This window comes from Mycobacterium sp. OAE908, assembly GCF_017872775.1.
In the GTDB taxonomy this organism is placed as follows: domain Bacteria; phylum Actinomycetota; class Actinomycetes; order Mycobacteriales; family Mycobacteriaceae; genus Mycobacterium.
Genome location: NZ_JAGGJL010000001.1, coordinates 3023912 through 3042730, shown reverse-complemented (window position 1 = coordinate 3042730; position 18819 = coordinate 3023912). Strand labels below are relative to the sequence as shown.

Annotated in this window: 16 protein-coding genes; 10 read left to right on the top strand and 6 right to left on the bottom strand. The window is 60.8% G+C overall.

The genetic code is table 11. The annotated features are described in order from the left end of the window. Window positions 1-6: 6 nt before the first annotated feature. Window positions 7-1254, top strand: a complete 1248-nt coding sequence (locus J3E61_RS14985) for a glycosyltransferase (protein WP_210084082.1) — start codon at window positions 7-9, stop codon at window positions 1252-1254. Continuing rightward, window positions 1251-2642 carry a UDP-glucose/GDP-mannose dehydrogenase family protein gene (locus J3E61_RS14980; protein WP_210084081.1) on the top strand — a complete coding sequence of 464 codons (1392 nt, stop codon included), beginning with the start codon at window positions 1251-1253 and terminating at the stop codon, window positions 2640-2642. The genes J3E61_RS14985 and J3E61_RS14980 overlap by 4 nt, the downstream gene beginning before the upstream one ends. Here the strand turns inward: J3E61_RS14980 and J3E61_RS14975 are convergent. After that, window positions 2529-3941, bottom strand: a complete 1413-nt coding sequence (locus J3E61_RS14975; protein ID WP_210084080.1) for an O-antigen ligase family protein — start codon at window positions 3939-3941, stop codon at window positions 2529-2531. The two genes, J3E61_RS14980 and J3E61_RS14975, sit on opposite strands and share 114 nt — an antisense overlap. 163 nt (window positions 3942-4104) lie before the next feature. Here J3E61_RS14975 and J3E61_RS14970 point away from each other — a divergent pair, with 163 nt between their 5' ends. Next, window positions 4105-5373 (top strand): hypothetical protein, encoded by a 1269-nt coding sequence (locus tag J3E61_RS14970; protein WP_210084079.1) that lies wholly within the window; start codon window positions 4105-4107, stop codon window positions 5371-5373. Here J3E61_RS14970 and J3E61_RS14965 read toward each other — a convergent pair. Together J3E61_RS14965 and J3E61_RS14960 are read right to left on the bottom strand one after the other, a co-directional pair. Beyond that, window positions 5370-6173: a glycosyltransferase gene (locus J3E61_RS14965; RefSeq protein WP_210084078.1), complete on the bottom strand. Its 804-nt coding sequence runs from the start codon at window positions 6171-6173 to the stop codon at window positions 5370-5372. The genes J3E61_RS14970 and J3E61_RS14965 overlap by 4 nt on opposite strands. Next, the gene (locus tag J3E61_RS14960; RefSeq protein ID WP_210084077.1) at window positions 6170-6913 is read right to left on the bottom strand and encodes a hypothetical protein; all 744 of its coding nucleotides are present in this window, start codon (window positions 6911-6913) and stop codon (window positions 6170-6172) included. Before J3E61_RS14960 ends, J3E61_RS14965 begins: the two co-directional genes overlap by 4 nt. A gap of 150 nt (window positions 6914-7063) precedes the next feature. On the opposite strand from J3E61_RS14960, the gene J3E61_RS14955 reads away from it, so the two are divergent. Beyond that, window positions 7064-7828 carry an SGNH/GDSL hydrolase family protein gene (locus J3E61_RS14955; RefSeq protein WP_210084076.1) on the top strand — a complete coding sequence of 255 codons (765 nt, stop codon included), beginning with the start codon at window positions 7064-7066 and terminating at the stop codon, window positions 7826-7828. Between the two features lie 10 nt (window positions 7829-7838). On the opposite strand, the gene J3E61_RS14950 is transcribed toward J3E61_RS14955, so the two are convergent. Further along, window positions 7839-9200: a hypothetical protein gene (locus tag J3E61_RS14950; protein ID WP_210084075.1), complete on the bottom strand. Its 1362-nt coding sequence runs from the start codon at window positions 9198-9200 to the stop codon at window positions 7839-7841. Between the two features lie 228 nt (window positions 9201-9428). Between J3E61_RS14950 and J3E61_RS14945 the strand changes: the two genes are divergently transcribed. Beyond that, entirely contained in the window at window positions 9429-10073 is a 645-nt protein-coding gene (locus J3E61_RS14945; protein WP_210085571.1) for an FkbM family methyltransferase, read from the top strand. A 13-nt stretch (window positions 10074-10086) separates the two neighbouring features. Here J3E61_RS14945 and J3E61_RS14940 read toward each other — a convergent pair whose 3' ends face one another. Together J3E61_RS14940 and J3E61_RS14935 are read right to left on the bottom strand one after the other, a co-directional pair. Continuing rightward, window positions 10087-11391, bottom strand: a complete 1305-nt coding sequence (locus tag J3E61_RS14940) for a sugar transferase (protein WP_210085570.1) — start codon at window positions 11389-11391, stop codon at window positions 10087-10089. 878 nt (window positions 11392-12269) lie between these two features. Continuing rightward, a complete protein-coding gene (locus tag J3E61_RS14935; RefSeq protein WP_192722188.1) occupies window positions 12270-12416 on the bottom strand; it encodes a hypothetical protein in 147 nt (48 codons plus the stop codon). A gap of 494 nt (window positions 12417-12910) precedes the next feature. Here J3E61_RS14935 and J3E61_RS14930 point away from each other — a divergent pair, with 494 nt between their 5' ends. The 5 genes from J3E61_RS14930 to J3E61_RS14910 all read left to right on the top strand — a co-directional run bounded on the left by J3E61_RS14930 (window position 12911) and on the right by J3E61_RS14910 (window position 18780). Further along, window positions 12911-14650, top strand: a complete 1740-nt coding sequence (locus tag J3E61_RS14930) for a DUF4012 domain-containing protein (protein WP_192722189.1) — start codon at window positions 12911-12913, stop codon at window positions 14648-14650. 59 nt (window positions 14651-14709) lie between these two features. Further along, window positions 14710-15825, top strand: a complete 1116-nt coding sequence (locus J3E61_RS14925; protein WP_210085569.1) for a glycosyltransferase family 4 protein — start codon at window positions 14710-14712, stop codon at window positions 15823-15825. A gap of 9 nt (window positions 15826-15834) precedes the next feature. Continuing rightward, on the top strand, window positions 15835-16740 hold the full coding sequence (locus tag J3E61_RS14920; RefSeq protein ID WP_210084074.1) for a methyltransferase domain-containing protein: 906 nt from the start codon (window positions 15835-15837) through the stop codon (window positions 16738-16740). A 193-nt stretch (window positions 16741-16933) separates the two neighbouring features. Next, window positions 16934-17494: a CatB-related O-acetyltransferase gene (locus tag J3E61_RS14915; protein ID WP_192722489.1), complete on the top strand. Its 561-nt coding sequence runs from the start codon at window positions 16934-16936 to the stop codon at window positions 17492-17494. Continuing rightward, window positions 17494-18780: an oligosaccharide flippase family protein gene (locus tag J3E61_RS14910; RefSeq protein WP_210084073.1), complete on the top strand. Its 1287-nt coding sequence runs from the start codon at window positions 17494-17496 to the stop codon at window positions 18778-18780. The genes J3E61_RS14915 and J3E61_RS14910 overlap by 1 nt, the downstream gene beginning before the upstream one ends. The last annotated feature ends 39 nt before the right edge of the window (window positions 18781-18819 follow it).

The following is an 18819-nucleotide window of genomic DNA, read 5'->3' as shown; positions in this document are numbered from 1 at the left end:
CGCCAAATGAAGCCCAAACTACTGACTTTCGGCATCTCATATGCACCGGAGCCGATCAGCACCGGGGTAAACACCACGTGGCAAGCAGAGGCGCTGACGGAGCTCGGCTGGGACGTCACGGTGGTAACAGGAATCCCGCACTACCCGTGGTGGGAGGCCCGTCCGGCGCCACCGATGCCGCCTGACTACCCCGTCCAGGTAATCAGGCGTCGGCACCACGTTCCCCCGCGTCAGAGCGTGGGCCAACGCCTGCTGTACGAAAGCAGTTGGGTCGCTTCATCTTTGCCAGTGCTGACCGCTCGGCGCGAAGTTGATTTGGTGATGGGAATCGTGCCCAACCTGGGGGGCGCCGCGCTCGCCGCCGCGGCAGCTGCCCGGTATCGCGTCCCCTACGTGCTCCTGATTCAAGACATCGTGGGGCGGGCCGCAGAGCGTAGCGGCATCAGCGGCGCGGGCCGAGTGGCCGGCTCGGTTGCGAAAGTCGAGACGTGGCTTGCGCGGCGCGCCAGCGCAGTAGCTGTGGTCGCCGACGGTTTCCGCGACTACTTCGTTCAAGGGGGCGTCGATCCTGCGCGCATTCACCGCGTGCGTAACCCCGCTCGACTCCAGCCGCCCACAGAGGATCGCGCAAGTGTGCGGCGTCGAATGAACTGGGCTGCGGATGATTTCATCGTCCTTCACTCCGGGGCGATCAGTTACAAACAAGGTCTCGAGGGCTTGCTTCGCACGGCCGACCACGCGCGCGATCAAACGAACCTTCGCTTCATCCTTCAGGGCGAAGGCAGCATGCGGGCCGAGCTCGAAACGATGGCGCAGCAGCTGCAGCTGCCAAACGTCACATTCGCGCCACTAGCACCGGAGGAGGAGTACTCCAGCATCCTGGCAGCCGCGGATGCTCTCCTGCTCTATCAGCGCCCGACAGTCCGTAACATGTCTTTCCCAGCCAAATTGGGTAGCTACTTCGCCGCCGGCGTTCCGGTTATCGCGGCAGTAGATGAGGAAGACGAGACGGCTACCGAAATTCGTGGCGCGAACGCCGGCATCGTCGTAGCGCCCGATGATCCGCAGGCTCTGCTGTCAGCCATCGACGCCCTGCGCCGGAACCCGGAGAAGGCTGCGTGTCTCGGGGCGGCCGGACAAACCTATGCGGATCAAAAGCTGAGTCCGGACGCAGCCATTCAGCGGATCAACTCGGTTCTTCAGCAGGCACTTTCAGATGGACATCCGGAACTTCTTACGGGGGAAAAGAAATGACCAGGTATTCGGTGGTTGGGCTCGGCAAGCTCGGGGCCAGCATGGCCGCGGCGATCGCGTCCCGCGGACTGGATGTTGTTGGAATCGACGTAAATCGCCGGGCCGTCGACCTCTTGAACGAAGGAAGGGCGCCAGTCCAGGAGACCGACCTCGAACAGTTGATACAGGAGAATCTGTCGCGCCTGAGGGGCACGAGTGACTTCGCAGACGCCGTCCTGAATTCGGACGTCACCTTCGTCGTCGTCCCGACCCCGAGCGACGACGACGGAGCGTTCTCAATCGCATACGCCGAGGAGGCGTTTCACGAGATCGGTCGATCGCTGGCCCGCAAGACCGACTATCACCTCGTGGTGCTGACCAGCACCGTGCTGCCCGGCGCCACGCGTTACGGACTGATCCCGGTCATCGAACGGGCGTCGGGCAAGGTGTGCGGACGAGATTTCGGCGTGTGCTACAGCCCCGAATTCATTGCGTTGGGCTCGGTGATTCGAGACTTCCTCCATCCGGACTTCACGCTGATCGGCCAGTTCGACGATCGAGCGGGCGAGCTACTGCAGCAGTGCTATTCGGAAATCATGAAGAACAGCCCTCCGGTGCGGCGTATGAGCCTGGAGAACGCCGAGCTGACGAAGATCGCATTGAACTCGTTCGTCACCACGAAGATCACATTCGCGAACATGCTGGCGACAATGTGCGAACGCATACCCGGCGGGGACGTCGAAACCGTCAGCGACGCTCTCGGCCTCGACCATCGAATCGGGCGGAGTTATCTCACGGGCGGCATGGGCTTTGGTGGGCCGTGCTTCCCCCGCGATAACGTCGCACTGGGCTTTGTCGCGAGGGCCCTGGACGCAACAAATACATTGCCCGACATCGTCCACGGCTTGAACGAGGCCCGCCCAGACGTCCTGATTGAGCGTTTGCAACCGCACCTCCGCCCTGGCGTCAAAGCGTCGGTACTTGGACTGTCCTACAAGCCTCTTTCGCATGTGATCGAGCAGTCGCACTCGACGAAAATCGTCCGCAGATTGCTCAACCTCGGTGTGCGAGTAACCGCCTACGATCCCCTCGCGGGCGAGGCAGCACGTGCGGAATTCGGTGAGTCGGTGCGGATCGCCGAAACCATCACTGATTGTGTCGAGGACGCTGAAATCATTCTGCTGACAACGCCAGATCAAGTCTTTCGCGCTTTGACCAGAGAAGAACTCGGGCGCGCTGCTCGAGGCGCCGTCTTCCTCGATGTGTGGCGCTTACTGGACCCAGATCTGGTGACGTCAAGTGGCCTTCGCTACATGGCCACGGGCCGAAGCAGTCAAGATGCGTTGAACGCCTCCCGACTCGGGGCGCTGTGGGGCGATTCTGACGTGCGCGCGACGATGGCCGTTTAGGTCCTTAGGAACGCTCGCATTAGCGGTTGCAACCAACGCCGCAACACATCCCACCGTGAAGTACAGTTCGCGGTCGACTATCTGGTTCTCCACCACGCCGAGAACCAACCACACAGCGATGGATATCGTCAGGAAGCGCGCCAGGAGAATTCCGTAGCGCGATAGCCGGCAGCAGTCCCGCAAGATGCAGAGAAAGTAGGCGAGCATGCCCGCCACGAGCACGACTCCACCGGCGGCCAGGAGTTGCAGGTAGATGTTGTGCGCTTCACTGATGTGCCGTATGCCAGCACCGAACAGTGGATACTTCTGAAAGTCGGTCCACGCCTGATCCATTAGTCCAAGGCGCATTTTGTCGCTGCGTTGCGCTTCGTACGGGTCACCACCGCCGGTGAACCGGAGAAACCAACGCCGGTCATCAGCAAGCACCGTAGACAGCAGCACAGTCCCGGCTGCAACCAAGACGGTTGCGCTGACCGCGATGGCTCGGGCGATGGCGCGCTTGTTTGGCAGACATAGCACCGAGACGGTGGCTATCATAGGTGAAATTGCTTGAGCGCCACGGGATCCCGAGGCAAGCAGACCCGCAAACAAGGCGATGAGTGCGATGGCGGAGATCCAGGTTCGCCCTCTGCGCCCCATGAAATAGATCACGAACGGTAGCGAGATCGCGCATATCAGTCCGAGCATATTCGGATGATCCGCCAGCCCGGCCTGACGCTCACCCCACCGGTAGTCCAACGGGTTTGCAATTTCGCGGTGGTAGGTCAGGTTCGACGCGATATGGGTCAGCCTCAGGCTGTCGGTCATGGCCACGACGCAGGAGACCGCAACCCCTGACACGTACGCGCCGATCACCCATTCCACAACTCGGCGCTCAATGGCAGCGCTCGCGGTGATGGCCAGCGGAACAACGTACAGGGCAGCCAGCCAGATCAGCGCTTTATGAACGTTGTCAGGGTTCTGCTCCTGCACCTGCAACCTCAGCACGCGCCACGGATCTCGGGGTGGGTCGAGTTGCCGGACGAGTAGGCACACCGGGATGACGACGGCAGGGATGAAGATCCACCCGGGAATGCTGATTGGCCTACCACCGAGAAGCACGATCGGAACGGTGACAAGAAGCGAGAGCGCGAGTAGGTAGTCAGATATCGCGAGCTGACCGCCCAGCGGCTTCACGATCGACCACGTGCACGTGAAGGAAGCGAGTAGCAACGGGACGAGGGCGAGCCGAACCGCAACGGTATTACGCGGACCAGCTAACAGCTCGTCCTGCGCCCGGTAAGACTCAGTTGTGACCATGCTTCACAGTGTTGGCATAGGTTTTGCGACCTGTTCGGATTCTCGTAGCAAATCGCTCTGACCGCTCGAATCAGAGACTACACTCAGCCCTGCAAATGCGCATGACAGTGGTCGACGTCCGCGTGGGCAGTCAGTTGACCACGGCGCGGCAGAAGGGGTGCCGGTGAGCCAGGCGGCCAAGGCAGCAAATGTGACGAATCGTGGCGGCGGGCGTATCGGCGCCGGGCTGTCCCGACTGTTTGGCTTCGGGCTGTCCGTGCTCACTCTCGGAGTTCTGTCCCTTGCAGCCATTCCCGCAATGATCGCCACCGACGGCAAGGTGGCCTGGGGCGCCATCGCGCTGGGACAAGCCATCGGCACGAGCGGCGGTGTGATCGCCGCTTACGGCTGGGGACTGTTCGGCCCCGCCGAAGTCGCCACTGCCAACGCGTCAGAGCGGCGATCCGGATACCTCGAGTCGGTGACGACCCGGATGACGTTGGTCTTGCCGGTCGCCCTGGTCGCGGCCGCTCTGGCATCTGCGTTGGCGCCTGGCTGGCCGCTATTCGCAGCGGTCGGAGCGGTTTCAGCCACCAGCATGGGACTCAGCGCAAATTGGTACTTCGTAGGCTTAGCGCGGCCCTACGCCATGCTGCTACTCGAGACACTTCCTCGGGCATGCGGTCTCGCGGCAGGAATAGCCTTGATGGACAACGGCTTCAGCGCGGTGACACTGCCTGCTTGCGCGTTGGTCGGGATGGTCGCGGGGTTCGCCATCTCGACAACGTGGATCTTGCGCTCGACAGCACGTGAAGGTGCTCACCGCGTTGGCGCTCGTGCACTGCGCGAGGTACTTTCTGCACGCAGGCACGGCGTCGCGACCGACTTTGCGATGACGACCTTTGCCGCCGCACCGCTGATGATCGTGTCAACCGTCGCTCCAGCGATACAGCCCACGTTCGCGCTCGCGGACCGGTTCGGTAGACAGGCGGATGTCGCCCTCGCGCCGGCGCGTACCGTGCTGCAGGGATGGGTCCCGAGAGCCACCGGCGCAGCGCGCGCCAGACGCGTGCGGACCGCACTTCTGGCGTCTGTCGGATTCTCCATCGCCATGGGTCTCGGGCTGGTGGCAGTCGGCCGCGCACTCATGAGTTGGCTTGGTAATGGCGAGATCTCGGTGTCAACGGGGGTGGTCGTGCTGATTGCCGCCTGCATCGCCCTGAACTTTGCCGTGCGCGCCTTTGAACTTGTCGCGCTAGCACCGTCCGCCAGGCTCGACGTCGCGGCCAAAGCAATCGTCGCGAGCGCTGTGGTCGGCCTGCCTGCGGTTGGGCTCGGCGCGGTGTTCGCAGGAACTTCCGGTGCGCTGGGCGGTGTCCTGCTCGGCCTTGTCGTCTGCGGTGCTCTCGAATTCGTTCAGTACGCCCGCAGCGTTCGACCGAGCGAGTCTTAATCCGCTGTCGATCGAACAGCGCGAATAATCGGCCAAGTCACCTGCGCCAGACGCCTTCTGGACATCAGATACTCCGCGACGTAAGAGCGTCCTCGGCGCAGCAGGCTCTGCAGAATGCTCCCGTACCCCATGTGTAAGACGTCGCGCTGCACACGCACGCATTCTCGTGCATGGCGCACAGGGTGGCTGTGCGAGAAGGATTCCCCGCCGCGCTGGGCGACGACGAGGGGATCGTCGATGTAACTGCAGCTCTGATCGCGCAGGAAGACTCGGCAGATCGAGTCGTAGTCGCCGACGATGCGGTATGTCGTGTCATAGGGAACCTGCTGGTGAAGACGGCGATCGAAAAAGATCGCCTGATGCGAAGTCGGGTTGCTATGGCGGATGTAGGTTTCGACTCTTCGCGGCTTCTGGATCACGCAGTGCCCGTGAGGATACTGAAAAAGGGCTCCGCCCAAGATCATTGCGGGCGTCCGCGGCAGATGGGCAACTGATCGCGCGACGCTGTTCAGGGTGTTGTCGGCGGCGAAGCAATCTCCGGAGTTGAGAAACCCGACATAGTCGGCGCTCGCCCGCGCCAGACCCGCATTCATGGCATCGTAGATCCCGTCATCCTTCTGGGATTGCCAGTAATCAATCGACCCCCGGTATTCAGCGATCACGTCGAGTGTGCCGTCGGTCGAACCCCCGTCGATCACGATCCACTCGTATTCAGCATCCCTCTGTGCTACAACCGATTTGGCCGTTCGCGCAAAGCCCTCCTTGTTGTTCAGCACAACAGTGACTATGGAGAACTTCACGGCCCGACCACCTTGGCCGGTTCGCCGTCCAAGCCCACCGCTCGACCGTTACTCGGCGGTCCATCGCCGGTCGAATCCGCTGTGAGCAAGGTCGAGTCGGCACCGCTCGCGTCACCGACCTGCGTAATTCGTCCGTCTCGCAGCAACACTGCAAGGGCAGCAACGAACAGACCGATCGTCGCCGCTAGCACGACATTCATATTTGTCGTTGGAGCAACGGGTTCACTGGCGACAGTTGCGGGTGTCACTATCGACAGTCTGGCGGCCGGCTCGAACCCGCTCGCTGGGACTTCTAACGTCGCGACCGCCCGCGTCATCGAGTCCGCGATGGCGGCGGCAAGCTTCTGAGCGGCGTGCGGGTTCGAATCGCGCACCGAGACCGTCAGCGTGACAACTTCAGGCCTACTCTGCACCGTAATCTTTTGACGCGCCTCTTCGAGCGACCAGTCAAGACCCGCAGCCGAGAGGGCGGGGGTGAGCACTGCTCCGGAATAGGCGAGCTGACCGTAGGTGTCGACCCGCTGCTTCGACGCCTCCACGATGTCGTTCTCCGAGGAGGCACCGGTGGTCCCCGCGGTGATGTAGAGGGTGGTGACGGCTTCGTACACCGGCTTCTGTAGCAATGAAAACGTAAGTGCGGCGTACCCGAAAACAATCGCCGTGCCGACGATGACCGCCCACCTCTTCTGAAGCAGCGCAGGGATGCTGTCCTTGCGCCCGCGCCAAGAGATGGTCGCCATACCCAGTCCTTCGGTTGTTGCTGACGTGGATCGTTCTCGGGTTGCTGCTCTAAGAAAACCTTACTCGACCAGCCAGATATACGGAGATGTATGATGACAGGCGCATGAGCGATAATTCGCTATGCTAATCCGGGCTCGAGAGGCCGACCGATGGCTACTGGTTCTGTCACCAAACGGAGGTGGCCGGGGTCGATCGTCGTGTTGAGCCTCATCACACTGATCGGCGGCGTGCTGTGGGCAAACCAGCGTGATCGGATCACGCCCCCGCCGTCGGCGCCCGTCTCGCTCGAGGTACCGGCCGGTCAGGCATACCCGACGTTCGCGGTGCTCGGCGACAGCTATGCGGAGGGTTATGGACCTGGTTGGGCCAGCGGCTGGGTCCGCCTCCTCAGCGACAGGATGTGCTGGACGTTGACGCCGGCCTCGGGCGAACACGGGGCCGGCATTCAGCACGGGACCGGTTTCACCACCGCGGGTCGCGATCCGGGGACGGCGCGTTATCTCGATCGGGTACCGGCGGTGACCGCAGGAAAGCCCGACGTTGTCCTTGTCGAGGGCGGTCTGAACGATCAGGGCGCACCCACGTCTGAGGAGATCACCGCGATCGCCGCGAGAACGTTTACCGCGATCAAGGAAAGGATCCCCACCGGCACTGTGGTCGCAATCGGCCCCCTGATGACGACCGGACAGTACACCGTGCCGGAAGAACTAAAGCGCGTATCGGCTGCACTGGCCGCGGCCGCGGGCGAAGCTGGAATTCCCTACATCAGCCCTATCGACGAGCAATGGCTGGCCACCGATCCAAACATGTTCAGCTCAGACGAGATTCACCCGAATCGGGACGGCTACCGGGAGTTCACTCGACGGCTGATGGACGACTTGAAAACGATCGGTTTGACATCGTCCTGCAAGTAGCGGCGAAAACTTATGACAATCCGGCCAATTCGACTGCTGGCTGCTTCATGTACGACGGCGGATCGACGCCAAACAGCCGCAGGATAGTGGGTGCCACTGCCGTCAACGGCATCTTCTCGTCGATCCGACGCGGCACCGACGATTGCACCCAGAAGCAGCCGTCGGGGTGATGCACGCCGCTGCGCAGGCTGTGAATCCTGTAGAACAGGTTGTCGAAGCGATCCTGTCGCCCGTCGGGCAGTTCGACGAGTTTCTGGCCCTCGACATTCCAGTCATTTACCGCGCAACATAGCTTGACCCGCAACGGCTCGTTCTGCAGGATCCGGAACAGCGGTTCGTCGCCAATACGAGAGGCCTTGAGTCGCACCATCGCGTCGTCGACGGCCGGCCCGTCGGCAAAGGACAAGAAGAACTCGTCGGCCATGACGGGTTCTACTGTGGCGCTGAGCTTATCGATGCCCAGCGCCTCGAGTAACCGGTCAAAGTCGTGAGGCCGATACGTACACCAGGAGGTGTCCCACGGTTCTTGACTCAAGGCGGTGGCGAAGATCAACCGCTCGTTGGGGAAGTCCGATCGGAATCGGCCGATCAGACGGTCGTAGTTCTTGTATCCGGTGAGTACGGCATCGGACAGCGAGGGATGGTCCTCCGGCGGCGGTGGTGTCGAAAAGCCCTGGGGCCGAAAGTTTCTCCAAAAGTAATGCTGGAAGTGGGCGGTGGAGTTAGAGAAGAACGTGGCATACGCGACTTCGTGACGGCGCATCAGGCTCCGAAACAAGTCATACGACATGGAATCCAGGACGAGGGAACGTCGCCACTTCAGTCCGGGATCGCGTCGTTCGTCGAGGAGTTGTCGAACTGCGGCGACTACAGTCGCCGCCGAAAGGCCGTGGCTTGCAAGGTAAGCGAGAAACGGGATGGCCGCTCGCTTGTCCAGCCGATCCGCGGAGTTCTCCTGCACAGCCGAGTTGACGAAATCGGTAAAGGCCCGCAGCGAAGCAGGATGCGGAGTCGCCTCGGGGTTCCACGGATCCGGCACGACAAACGAGTCGAGAGGTCCGTATTCGAGATTCATCGAGCCGAACACTCCGACCTTGAACCCGGCGGCCGCCAATTCGCGGGCCACGCCCCGGCCCTTGACACGGTTCGCCTCGCCGAGATCCCGGATGCCGTGTTCACTGTCGTCGATGCCGGTGTGAAGCGTCGGCCACTGGACCCAGGGGTTGAGACTGACTTCGTTCGAGGCATCCGTGACAAAGACTTCCGAACTATCGCGCAGCAGTCGGAAGTTCGGTAGCTCGCCGGCTTCGATGAACTCGTCGATCAAGACCGGACTCAGCTCGTTGAACTCAACCTGAATCGTTCGCTGCATCCCGATCCCCCTGCTCCCCTCGCAGTGCACAATACCATTTATTGGCGGCTGGGGGGTCCGTAAAGTGTTTGCTGGAGTTTGCCACAAGTTGAAGCTGTGTGCCGATATCCTGGCTGTGCCGAGGGAGTGAGGGTGAAGTTGGCGATCAGCGCGCGTGCCAGGGACCAGAACCGTCGATGGTTGCGAAAAGGAGCGGTCGTCCTGAGTCACCCGGCCTTTGTCCGGGCAATGGTCGGCCATCGCGTCGCCGCCGCCACTGAACACCTGGAGGCGATTCGTCTGTGCGCGGCCAACACCTTGGTCGATGTCGGCGCGAACAAAGGCCAATTCAGTCTTGCGTTCCGGGCTGTGCGTCCCGACGCGCAAATCATCGCCTTCGAGCCGTTGCCCGAAGCGGCTGACGTCTACGAGAAGGTCTTCGCTCAAGACGGCTTGGTCAGCATCCAGCGTGTAGCGCTCTCGACCAGCAGTGGCAAGGCGCAGTTCTACGTCACCGACAGGACCGACAGCTCTTCGCTTCTCAGACCGGCCAAGGGCCAGGACCGCTTACACCGAGCAAGGACAATCGAGGTGCCGGTCCGGCGACTCGATGAGTGCGTCGACGTCGCATCGCTCAATCGCCCAAGCCTGCTGAAGGTCGATGTGCAAGGCGGCGAGCTCAGCGTCTTTGCGGGCTGTGACGCGCTTGCGGAGTTCGACTTCGTCTACGCAGAGCTCGGGTTCGTGGAAGTCTACGAGGCCCAACCGCTATTCCGGGAGGTCGCAGAGTATCTCGCCGGCCGCGGATTCACCATCGCAGGCGTCTTCGATCAGATCGCCACACGTGAGTACGGACCAACTCAAGTCGACGCGTTGTTCAAGCGCACGCAGTGAATGGCCTTGCCGCTCAGCATCCGCGGCGAAGAAGCACCTCTCGGAATGTTCTGAGAATGATTTTGATGTCGAGCCACAGCGACCAGTTTTCGATGTAGAAGTTGTCGTGGCGGGCCCGCTCGGCGATCGAGGTATCCCCGCGTAACCCGCTGACTTGAGCGAGGCCGGTGAGTCCCGCTTGGACGCGATGACGTTGGGCATAGCGGTCGTACTGAGCAGAAAACAGCTCCACGAAGTGCGGCCGTTCGGGTCGGGGCCCAACCAACGTCATATCGCCGCGAACGATGTTCCACAGCTGCGGTAGTTCGTCGATCGAGGTGCATCGCAAGAACCGTCCCACCGGACCGATGCGATCGTCGGTTGCTACACACCACTTCGTTTGGGACTCACGCTCATCAGCAGGTCGCATGGAGCGAAACTTCAAGAGCTCGAACCGTTTTCCGTCGCGTCCCACTCGGACTTGGCGGAAGATCACGCCGGGGCCACCCTCGAGACGCACCGCAAGTGCGACAGTGATCAGCATTGGCGACAGCACGATCAGCGCCGACATCGCGAAACCGATGTCGAACACCCGCTTGACCAGTCGCGCCGGCCCTCGGAGATTGGGGTTGCGGATACGCATGATCGGAATCGAGCCGATGTGATCAGCCACTCCGGTCTGAGTATGGAAGTGATGCATCCGCGGGACCACGAGCAGGTCTGCCGACTGGCACTCCTCGGTGCGCACCGCGTGGGTCAACTCGCGTTCGTCGAAGTTGCCATCGGCGACCAGCAGGGTTGTCGCGTTTGATGTTTGGACAGCGATGTCCAGATCAGACAGGCGGCCCAACCGAGGCAGGTGGTCTTCGGCGGGGAACTGCTCGCCGTCGTCGACGAACCCGTCCACCGTGAGACCGTAAACCGGGTGCTGCTCAAGGATTTTGGCCAACTCAGCGGCCATGGGGCCGCCGCCGATCAGGATGGTGTGATATTGCGCGATCCCCCGGCGTCGCGCGAATCCGATCAACCGGGTGGTGATGACACGACCCACGACAAGGAGCGCTATGGCCTGCCATGCAGTCTCGAGGAACGTGATGACGGCATCCCGCTGATGCAGATAGAGGATCACCGCGGTCACGATTGCGGTCGCGGTCAGCATTCGGGTCAGGATGGTCGGCAGCTCATCCAGCACGCTCAGGTGCAACCGTGCGCGATAGCGACCTCCACCGGTCAAGAACAGCGTGCCCAGCACCGCCATAGCCACCATCGCGTGAAGCTGATGCGGCCGCCATACCAGTGGCAGCATGATCAGCACGAAGTCGACCAGCGGTACGAGCATCCAGGCCCGGATACGGCGCAGGACCAGCACACCGACGCCCTCGGGTGGGGCCGTCGTGAGGGTCGAATCTTCTCTCAGCGCAGAGGCGTCAAGTTTCGAAACGAGCGGGATCGGCCCGCTCGGGTGCTCCGAAGTCCATGGACCAGCCGGCCGGCCCGGATCGACGACGGTCACGGCAAGACCCCCGCATAGCGACCTCGGCACACGTCACTCCCGCGCCCCCGCGCGACGCTCGGCGTCAGCATTCTCAACCCCCCGGTTGTTGTACGTCGGCACCTTTGCTGATGAGAGCCGGGAAACTGTGCGCTGTCTTTTCGACGTCTTCTCGCCTGCTGCAACCCCTCGTGCGAACCAACAGCACGGCCTCCAAACTTCTCAAAGTGAAACATAGCGTATTAACCAGGTAGTGGCCAGCGAATCAGGCGTTTCCCTATATTTATGTTCCAGTAACCCGTTCTACCTCGTATTAATGGCCGTTGAGCGATCGCACGCTCGCGATTACAGGAACGTGGTAAAACTTTGCTATAATTAACGCTGCCGTTTAAAACGCCTGAGTTACCGAGCACGCAGGTTTGCATCAGGCAAACATTGGAGCAGCCTTGCGCAGTCGCGATCGGCCAGCGGCAATCAGCGGGGCGCAGGCGCGTATCCGGTTAGCTACATCTGGCGTCGACTGTTCGGCGGACAAGGTTCGCGGCCGAGGCAGTCGACGCACTCCGACAACCCTGAGCCGGAACGACCACTAGGGGGGTTCGGACGGGACACAGCGTTAGGGAAACAACCGATTCGCGTGGGGGTGCGCATGGCTAACCTCGACTTATTGACAGCAATGTCGAATAGGTCAAGGGGGCCGCGATGAACAAGCTCGGTACGAAGCTTCAGATTGGCACTGCTACATGCGCGGTCGCCGCTGCTGCAGTGTTGATGCCGCTGCCGGCGGCCCAGGCGGCCTCGCCGGGTTCACTGGGCGGGTCGGCAGGTGGCGGAGCTGAGCTCATCGCCATCCCGACGGACTGCGTCCCCACGACGCCGTCAGATTGCGCCACCACGCTCGCGCCGAGCGCGGCCGCACTCCCGAGCCTTCTTCCTGGCGGTAACACAATCTTGCAAAATCCGTTGTGGTGGTTCGGGCCGCCCAATACGAATCCCCCGACACAAACGCCTGTCTTCACCTTTTACCCGCTGAACTTGCTTCCGGGTTTCATCCGGCCGCTCTTCAGTTGGTTCGCAGACATCAACTACGAAGCGTGCATCTTGGGCTTCACGTTGCACATCGGGCCTTACGGCGCCGTCAGTGGCTCATACAGTCGAGGCTGTGCCTAGTTTTAGTCCGACGCGAGTCACCCAGCTAGTGCGGCGCCCGAGCTAGTCCGGTCGGTGCTGCACCCCTCGTAGCACGGACCTCGCCTTAGAGCACGGGAACTCTCAAGTGCATATCCTTTCGCGACAGCCGTTTAGCGATGAACCGAACGGCGGAGATCACCAGTCCCCGAAAAAGACGTCTCGGCGTCACCGCCGCATGATGTGGGCTGGGCTGGCACTGCTGATAGGCGGCATAGCGTTCGGTTGCTGGCTGGGCGTTCGAGCCCTCGAAGCAAAGTCGAATCTCGAACAGGCGCGTTATAGCGCCCAGCACGCGAAAGATGCTCTGGTCAAAGGACAAACCGCTGACGCCGCGCGCTTCGCGGACGACGCAAATTCGCAGGCTCTATCCGCACGAGCGGCCGCTCACTCATTGCCGTGGAACATTGTCGCGGCTGTACCGTGGTTAGGCAGCCCGTTCAAGAGTGGTCAGCAGATGACCGACGTTGTTGTGGACCTGACGACAGAGGTGCTGCAGCCCACTACGCGTATCGGCGTAGCGATCTCGCCGGACCGGTTGCTCAACAACGGCCGGGTGGACTTAGAACTACTCCGAAACGAAGAACCCCGACTCAGCAAGATATCGGCGGATGCCGCGCGATTGAATGTTGAGGCCAAGGCAATCTCAGACCCCACATATGTCTCGCGTCTCCGCGAAGCTCGGTCCGCGATTCAGGGGCAAACGTCGGAAATCGCAAAGGTACTTGAAAACACTGCCCTAACCGCGCGTCTTGCGCCATCGATGATGGGCGCCGATGGGCCGCGCACATATTTCATGGGCTTTCAAACGAACGCAGAAGCCCGAGGGACTGGCGGGCTCCTCGGCGGATTCGGGATACTTCGGTTCGACAACGGAACCGCGACCGTGGATACATTGGCAGCCGACACTGAACTCAAAGGCGCGTCCGCTTCCCTTGATCTCGGCTCGGAATTTTCGGGCGTGTACGGGTTCACCAATCCTTTTACGGACTTTCGCAATAGCAATTTGAGCTCCCACTTCCCATACGCTGCCCAAATTTGGCAATCCATGTGGGCGCAGCGGTCCGGGATGAACGTAGACGGGGTCATCGCTATCGACCCCGTCGCGTTGAGTTATATCCTCGGCGCGGTCGGCCCGGTTACGATTCCGAATGGTGAGGTGGTAACGAAAGATAATGTCGTTGAATTAACGGAGTCGACTGCCTATCGCCGGTTCCCGACAGACCAAACTGCGCGCAAGCAATATCTACAGGACATCGCAAATCAAGTGGTGAAACGAATGACTGGACGGGTAGACTCACCACGCCAGCTGCTCGATGCCCTGGGCAGAGCTATCAGCGAGCGTCGCATCGCGGTATGGAGTTCATCGCCTGCCGATCAGAAGCTACTTGAGGAAACGCCGCTGGCACATGTAATTCCCGACGACTCCGCCCCGTACGCCGAGGTTGTGATCAACAATCTCGGCGGCAATAAGCTTGACTATTATCTGCGACGGCACATCGAATACACGGCGGACGGATGCGCAGGAGATACGAGGAAATCTATAGTAGTCGTCCAGATAATGAGTATTGCGCCGGACAAATCTCTTCCCGACTACGTATCTGGTTTAGCTGGCATATCACCCCAAATACCGATCGAGGCGCCGGCCGGCACAATGCTCACCTCCGTCCGCCTACTCGCAACGAAAAATGCCAAACTGCTGAGCGTACTTGCAAATGGCCAGAAGGTGCCCGCCTTCACGAACACAGAACGGGGCCATCCGAGCTTCGAGGTACAGGTCGCCATACCCCCCGGCAAGTGGGGCGAGCTGCGCTTCCAGCTGTCCGAACCTACCTCCCCCGGCACACCGCAGGTGCCCACCCAGCCACTCGTCGACAACATCAGTCCCGTCGTCAAGGTGCCCGAGTGCAGGGGATAAGCCGCACCAGCGGCATTGACTCGACGGCTACGTCGACCTTCACGGCGAAGAAAACCACATTGGACCAGGTTGATCTGTTATTCGATGCGCGACACATTCGGCAGACCGGCATCGGCAGCTACATAAGCGCCCAATTACCATATCTGGAAGAGGCGCTGTTTCAACGTCAGAAGTCGCTCGCCGTCTTGGCGGATGAAGACGCAGTACCACCTGTCCGTAGAAGCACGAAAGTTATATCATCTCCTCAATCCGCCGCTCCAATGTATTCAATTCGCGAGCAGAAAGCTTGGAGTGATGCTTTGGACTCGGTTCGGCCACGCGCGGTTTGGCTGCCACATTATCCATGCCCGCTTGCTCTATTTCGACCGCGCAATAGTGAAATCAAGCTCTTTGTCACGGTGCTGGATACGATCCACCTCTTGGAAAGAAATATCAGCGGCTTGGGATTCGGGCGCCGAATGTACGCGCGCACAATGCTAAGCCTCGACGTGCGAAGATGCCGTCAAATAATTACACCTTCGTACGCAACGGCGAGGAATCTCCTTCGCCTGGCGCCAACCGCACCGGTGACAATGGCACCGATCCCAATTGACAGTTCCTGGTTTGAGCCCGTCGACACCACCCTGTCACCCATCCAAGGGAAGTACATTTTGTATGTCGGGTTGCCCAAGCGCCATAAGAACCTACCCCTTCTAATCAATGCTCACGCCGCAATTGCGTCGGAGGTACCCCACAAACTCGTGATAGCCGGGGGCGGTAATGTTGCCAGCAGAGTCGACGAAAGAGTCGAACTTCTCGTCGGCAATAACGCGCACAACATTGAGCTGGTGGGGAGACTCGACTTCGACGCTCTCCGTTCGCTTGTCGCAGGTGCAGATCTTCTGGTTTTACCGTCGCTGCACGAAGGTGCTGGACTCCCTCCGCTCGAAGCAATGGCATGCCGCACTGCTGTACTCGCGTCAGACATCCCAGCGCTGAGAGAAACCTGCGGGGATGGCGCCGACTACTTCGATCCCCACGATCCTGAAGAACTGGCATACCTCATGCGAAGGTATTGCTCCGATCAGGAGGCCCGTGCGCAACTGACTGAACGCGGCTGGTCTCACGTCACTCGACGACAATCGACGATTTCATTCTCCGCGGCCGCGGAGGCCATATGTTCCGGGCTGGAATGAGGGCCGATAATGTACGCGCCTGATTCGATGATGCACATCAACGAAGACGTCATCCCCAGCGACGGCGGGCATGAGATCCGAGCCGGGAAGACCGGCCCAAGATTCCTTAATCGGGGCTGGCTGATGTTCTGCGACGCTCTGCGTCAGTTCGTCCAAGCGAACGTCGAACTCTGCGACCGCATCACGCCTTCCATCGTCCAGCGGACACATGCGTACGAAAAGTATCGAGAGGCAGGCGTAGCCCTACTCCAGCGCGAGCCGCGGTGTGTCCTCGACGTGGGCGCCGGAAGACAATGGCATTTCGAACCTTCGCTCAAGACGCGGGACATGGTTCTGATCGGCTTTGACATCGACAGCTCCGAGATGGCGCAGAATCTATTGCTCGATCAGAGAGTCTCCGGAGACGCGTGCGCAAGCCTGGGGGTGCCCGACCAATCCGTGGATCTGATCATGGCGCGGGCCGTGATCGAGCATCTCCATGACAACGGGGCGTTCCTGGTGAACGCAAATCGGGCCCTTCGCGAAGACGGCCGTCTCATTGTCACCTTTGCAAGCAAGCATGCTCCATTCGCGCTGTTGAACCAGGCTCTCCCCCAACGTGTTTCGGAATGGCTCCTATCACGCCTCGTGCCAGGCACGTCTGGGCTCCTCGGCTTCAAGGCATTCTATGATCGCGCGAGTTACCGCGAATTCAAACGACTTCTGGTCAACTCTGGCTTCGAGGTCGAGCGCGCGTACGCAAGCTTCTTCTCCGCGGGATATTTTCGGTTCTTCGTGCCCCTGTTCCTCGCACACCTCGGGTTCGACTACCTGCGCAACGCGCTCGGCAACCCCCGCCTGGCTTCCTATTTCATGTTCATCGCGAAGAAGAAGCCCTCGACAGTGCCATCGGACCAGTCAAAAACTGAAATTTGAACGAATGAAGAGCGGACCCACTGCCTCCCGTGTATCTCGACGATCTGACACGACCGCCGAGACGAACGAACGCGTTACTCCTGTCCTCCAGAGAACAAACCTCGAAATCAGTCACGCTGAAACAGTCATGCGTAGCAGCGCGTTCGGCCGATGGTTTTCCCAGCACTGCCGCCGCATCCCTTGGCGGGATCGAATGCTGGCGCTGATTGTCAAGGTCGAAGGGGGCCAGCTCTATTCGACCACTCTCAGAGCAGCCTTGCGGCGGTGGTACGACGTCGAGGTCGGGCCGTATTCGTACGGATCTTTGCTAATTCCGGGAAATGCTGATCGCCATACGGTCATTGGAGCGTACGTCTCTATCGGGCCGAATGTGCGCAGATTCGGTGCTGCTCACCCCATGTCGAGTCTCAGCCTGCATCCCTTTTGGTACAACCCGGCGCTCGGCGTAGTACCCAGCGGTAGCGACGTTCCGCGCACGGCGATATCGATCGGTCACGATTCGTGGATTGGAGCCAACGTCACGATCCTTCCAGGCTGCAGAAAGATCGGTGTGGGCGCGGTGATTGGCGCGGGATCAGTTGTGACCAAGGATGTCCCCGACTTCACCATGGTAGCGGGCAACCCCGCACGAACCATTGGCACGCGGCTCACTGAGTCCGAGCGCGACGCGCTCTTTGACGCGAAACCGTGGCTCCTGCCCCCCGCAGAAGCAGCACGAGCGCTCATCTCAATCCGTGACAAGCCGCGCGGCTAGTGTTCGCAGCCAATCGATCTGCGACAGCAGCAGCGCCTCGCCGCCGATCACCGTCACTTCTCATCATTGGTCGCCTTGGTGCCGTATCCCTGGCACTTGTAAGTGCGCCCATAGTCGCGCGGACCCTTGGCCCGCAGGGCCGCGGCGAAACGGCCGCCGCCCTTGCCCTGTTCCTCATCGTGCCGGTCGTCCTCGGGTTGGGAATCCCGTTAGAAGTACGGCGACAGGCCGCGACGTCCGACGGGCACGCTGTCATGCGCACAGCCAGAACACTTGTCGTTCTTTCAACGACCGGCGCCGCAGCGATCGCGGCGCTCACCTACTTCACAATCTTTTCCGGCTTCAGCTCTGGCGGACGTGCAATCGCAACGTTGGGCATCGCGTTAGCGCCGTTGTCGACGAGCTGGGCGATTGACGTCAGCGTCCTCGTCGCGCATCGGCGGTACGGCGCTGTCTTACTGATGCAATTGTTACAGCCGGCCGTATACGTCGCACTCATTCTTCTGTTCTGGGTCCTCGACATTGCGACGGTGGCAACCATTCTCTCGGCAAGTATTGGCGGCACAGCAGCCACGTTCTTCGCCGGGCAACTGCTGGTGCGTGTTTCGGTTCGAGGTCAGCGTGTCGACGCGAAATCACTCTTGCGGAAGGGTCTTTCGTTCTCTGGAAGCGCTGTCGCGGAGGCGGCGACCAGTAGAGCGGATCAGGTACTGGCGTTGCCCCTCATAGGTGCTTACCAAGCGGGGCTTTACTCAGTTGCCGCCACGATCGGTGCAGTTCCGTTGGCAATTGGGCATGCGCTGGGTGCCAGCTATTTCGCTCCGGTCGCGCAGGCAGAGGGTAAACGCCGGTTACAGATACAGAGCGAGGCAATCCGCGCGGCTATCGCGGTCGCGTTGATGACTACACCGCTCATTGCAGTGATGGCCTGGGTTGCAATACCTGTGCTGTTCGGCGAAGCGTTTTCGGCCTCCGTCCCGGTGACCATGATCTCGCTGCTGGGAAGCGCCGCGATGTTGGCCGCCTATGTTGCATCGATGTCACTCGCCGCCGCCGGTAGAGGAATCAAGATGACAATCGCCCAAGTGGTCTCGCTCATTACTGGGCTCCTCGGCTTGGTGGTCATGGGCCCCGCGCTTGGCGCAGTCGGAGCAGCAATTGCCTCGACTCTCGGCTACTTCACGCTCTTAGCGATACTGCTTGGCTCCCATCGTGTTTCGTCACGAACGTTTGTTCCTCACGCGCGTGACTTCACCGGCGTGATCCAACGGCTGAGACGCGATTGACGACGGAACGGATCGCTGCCTCATCAGACCCGCTTGCAT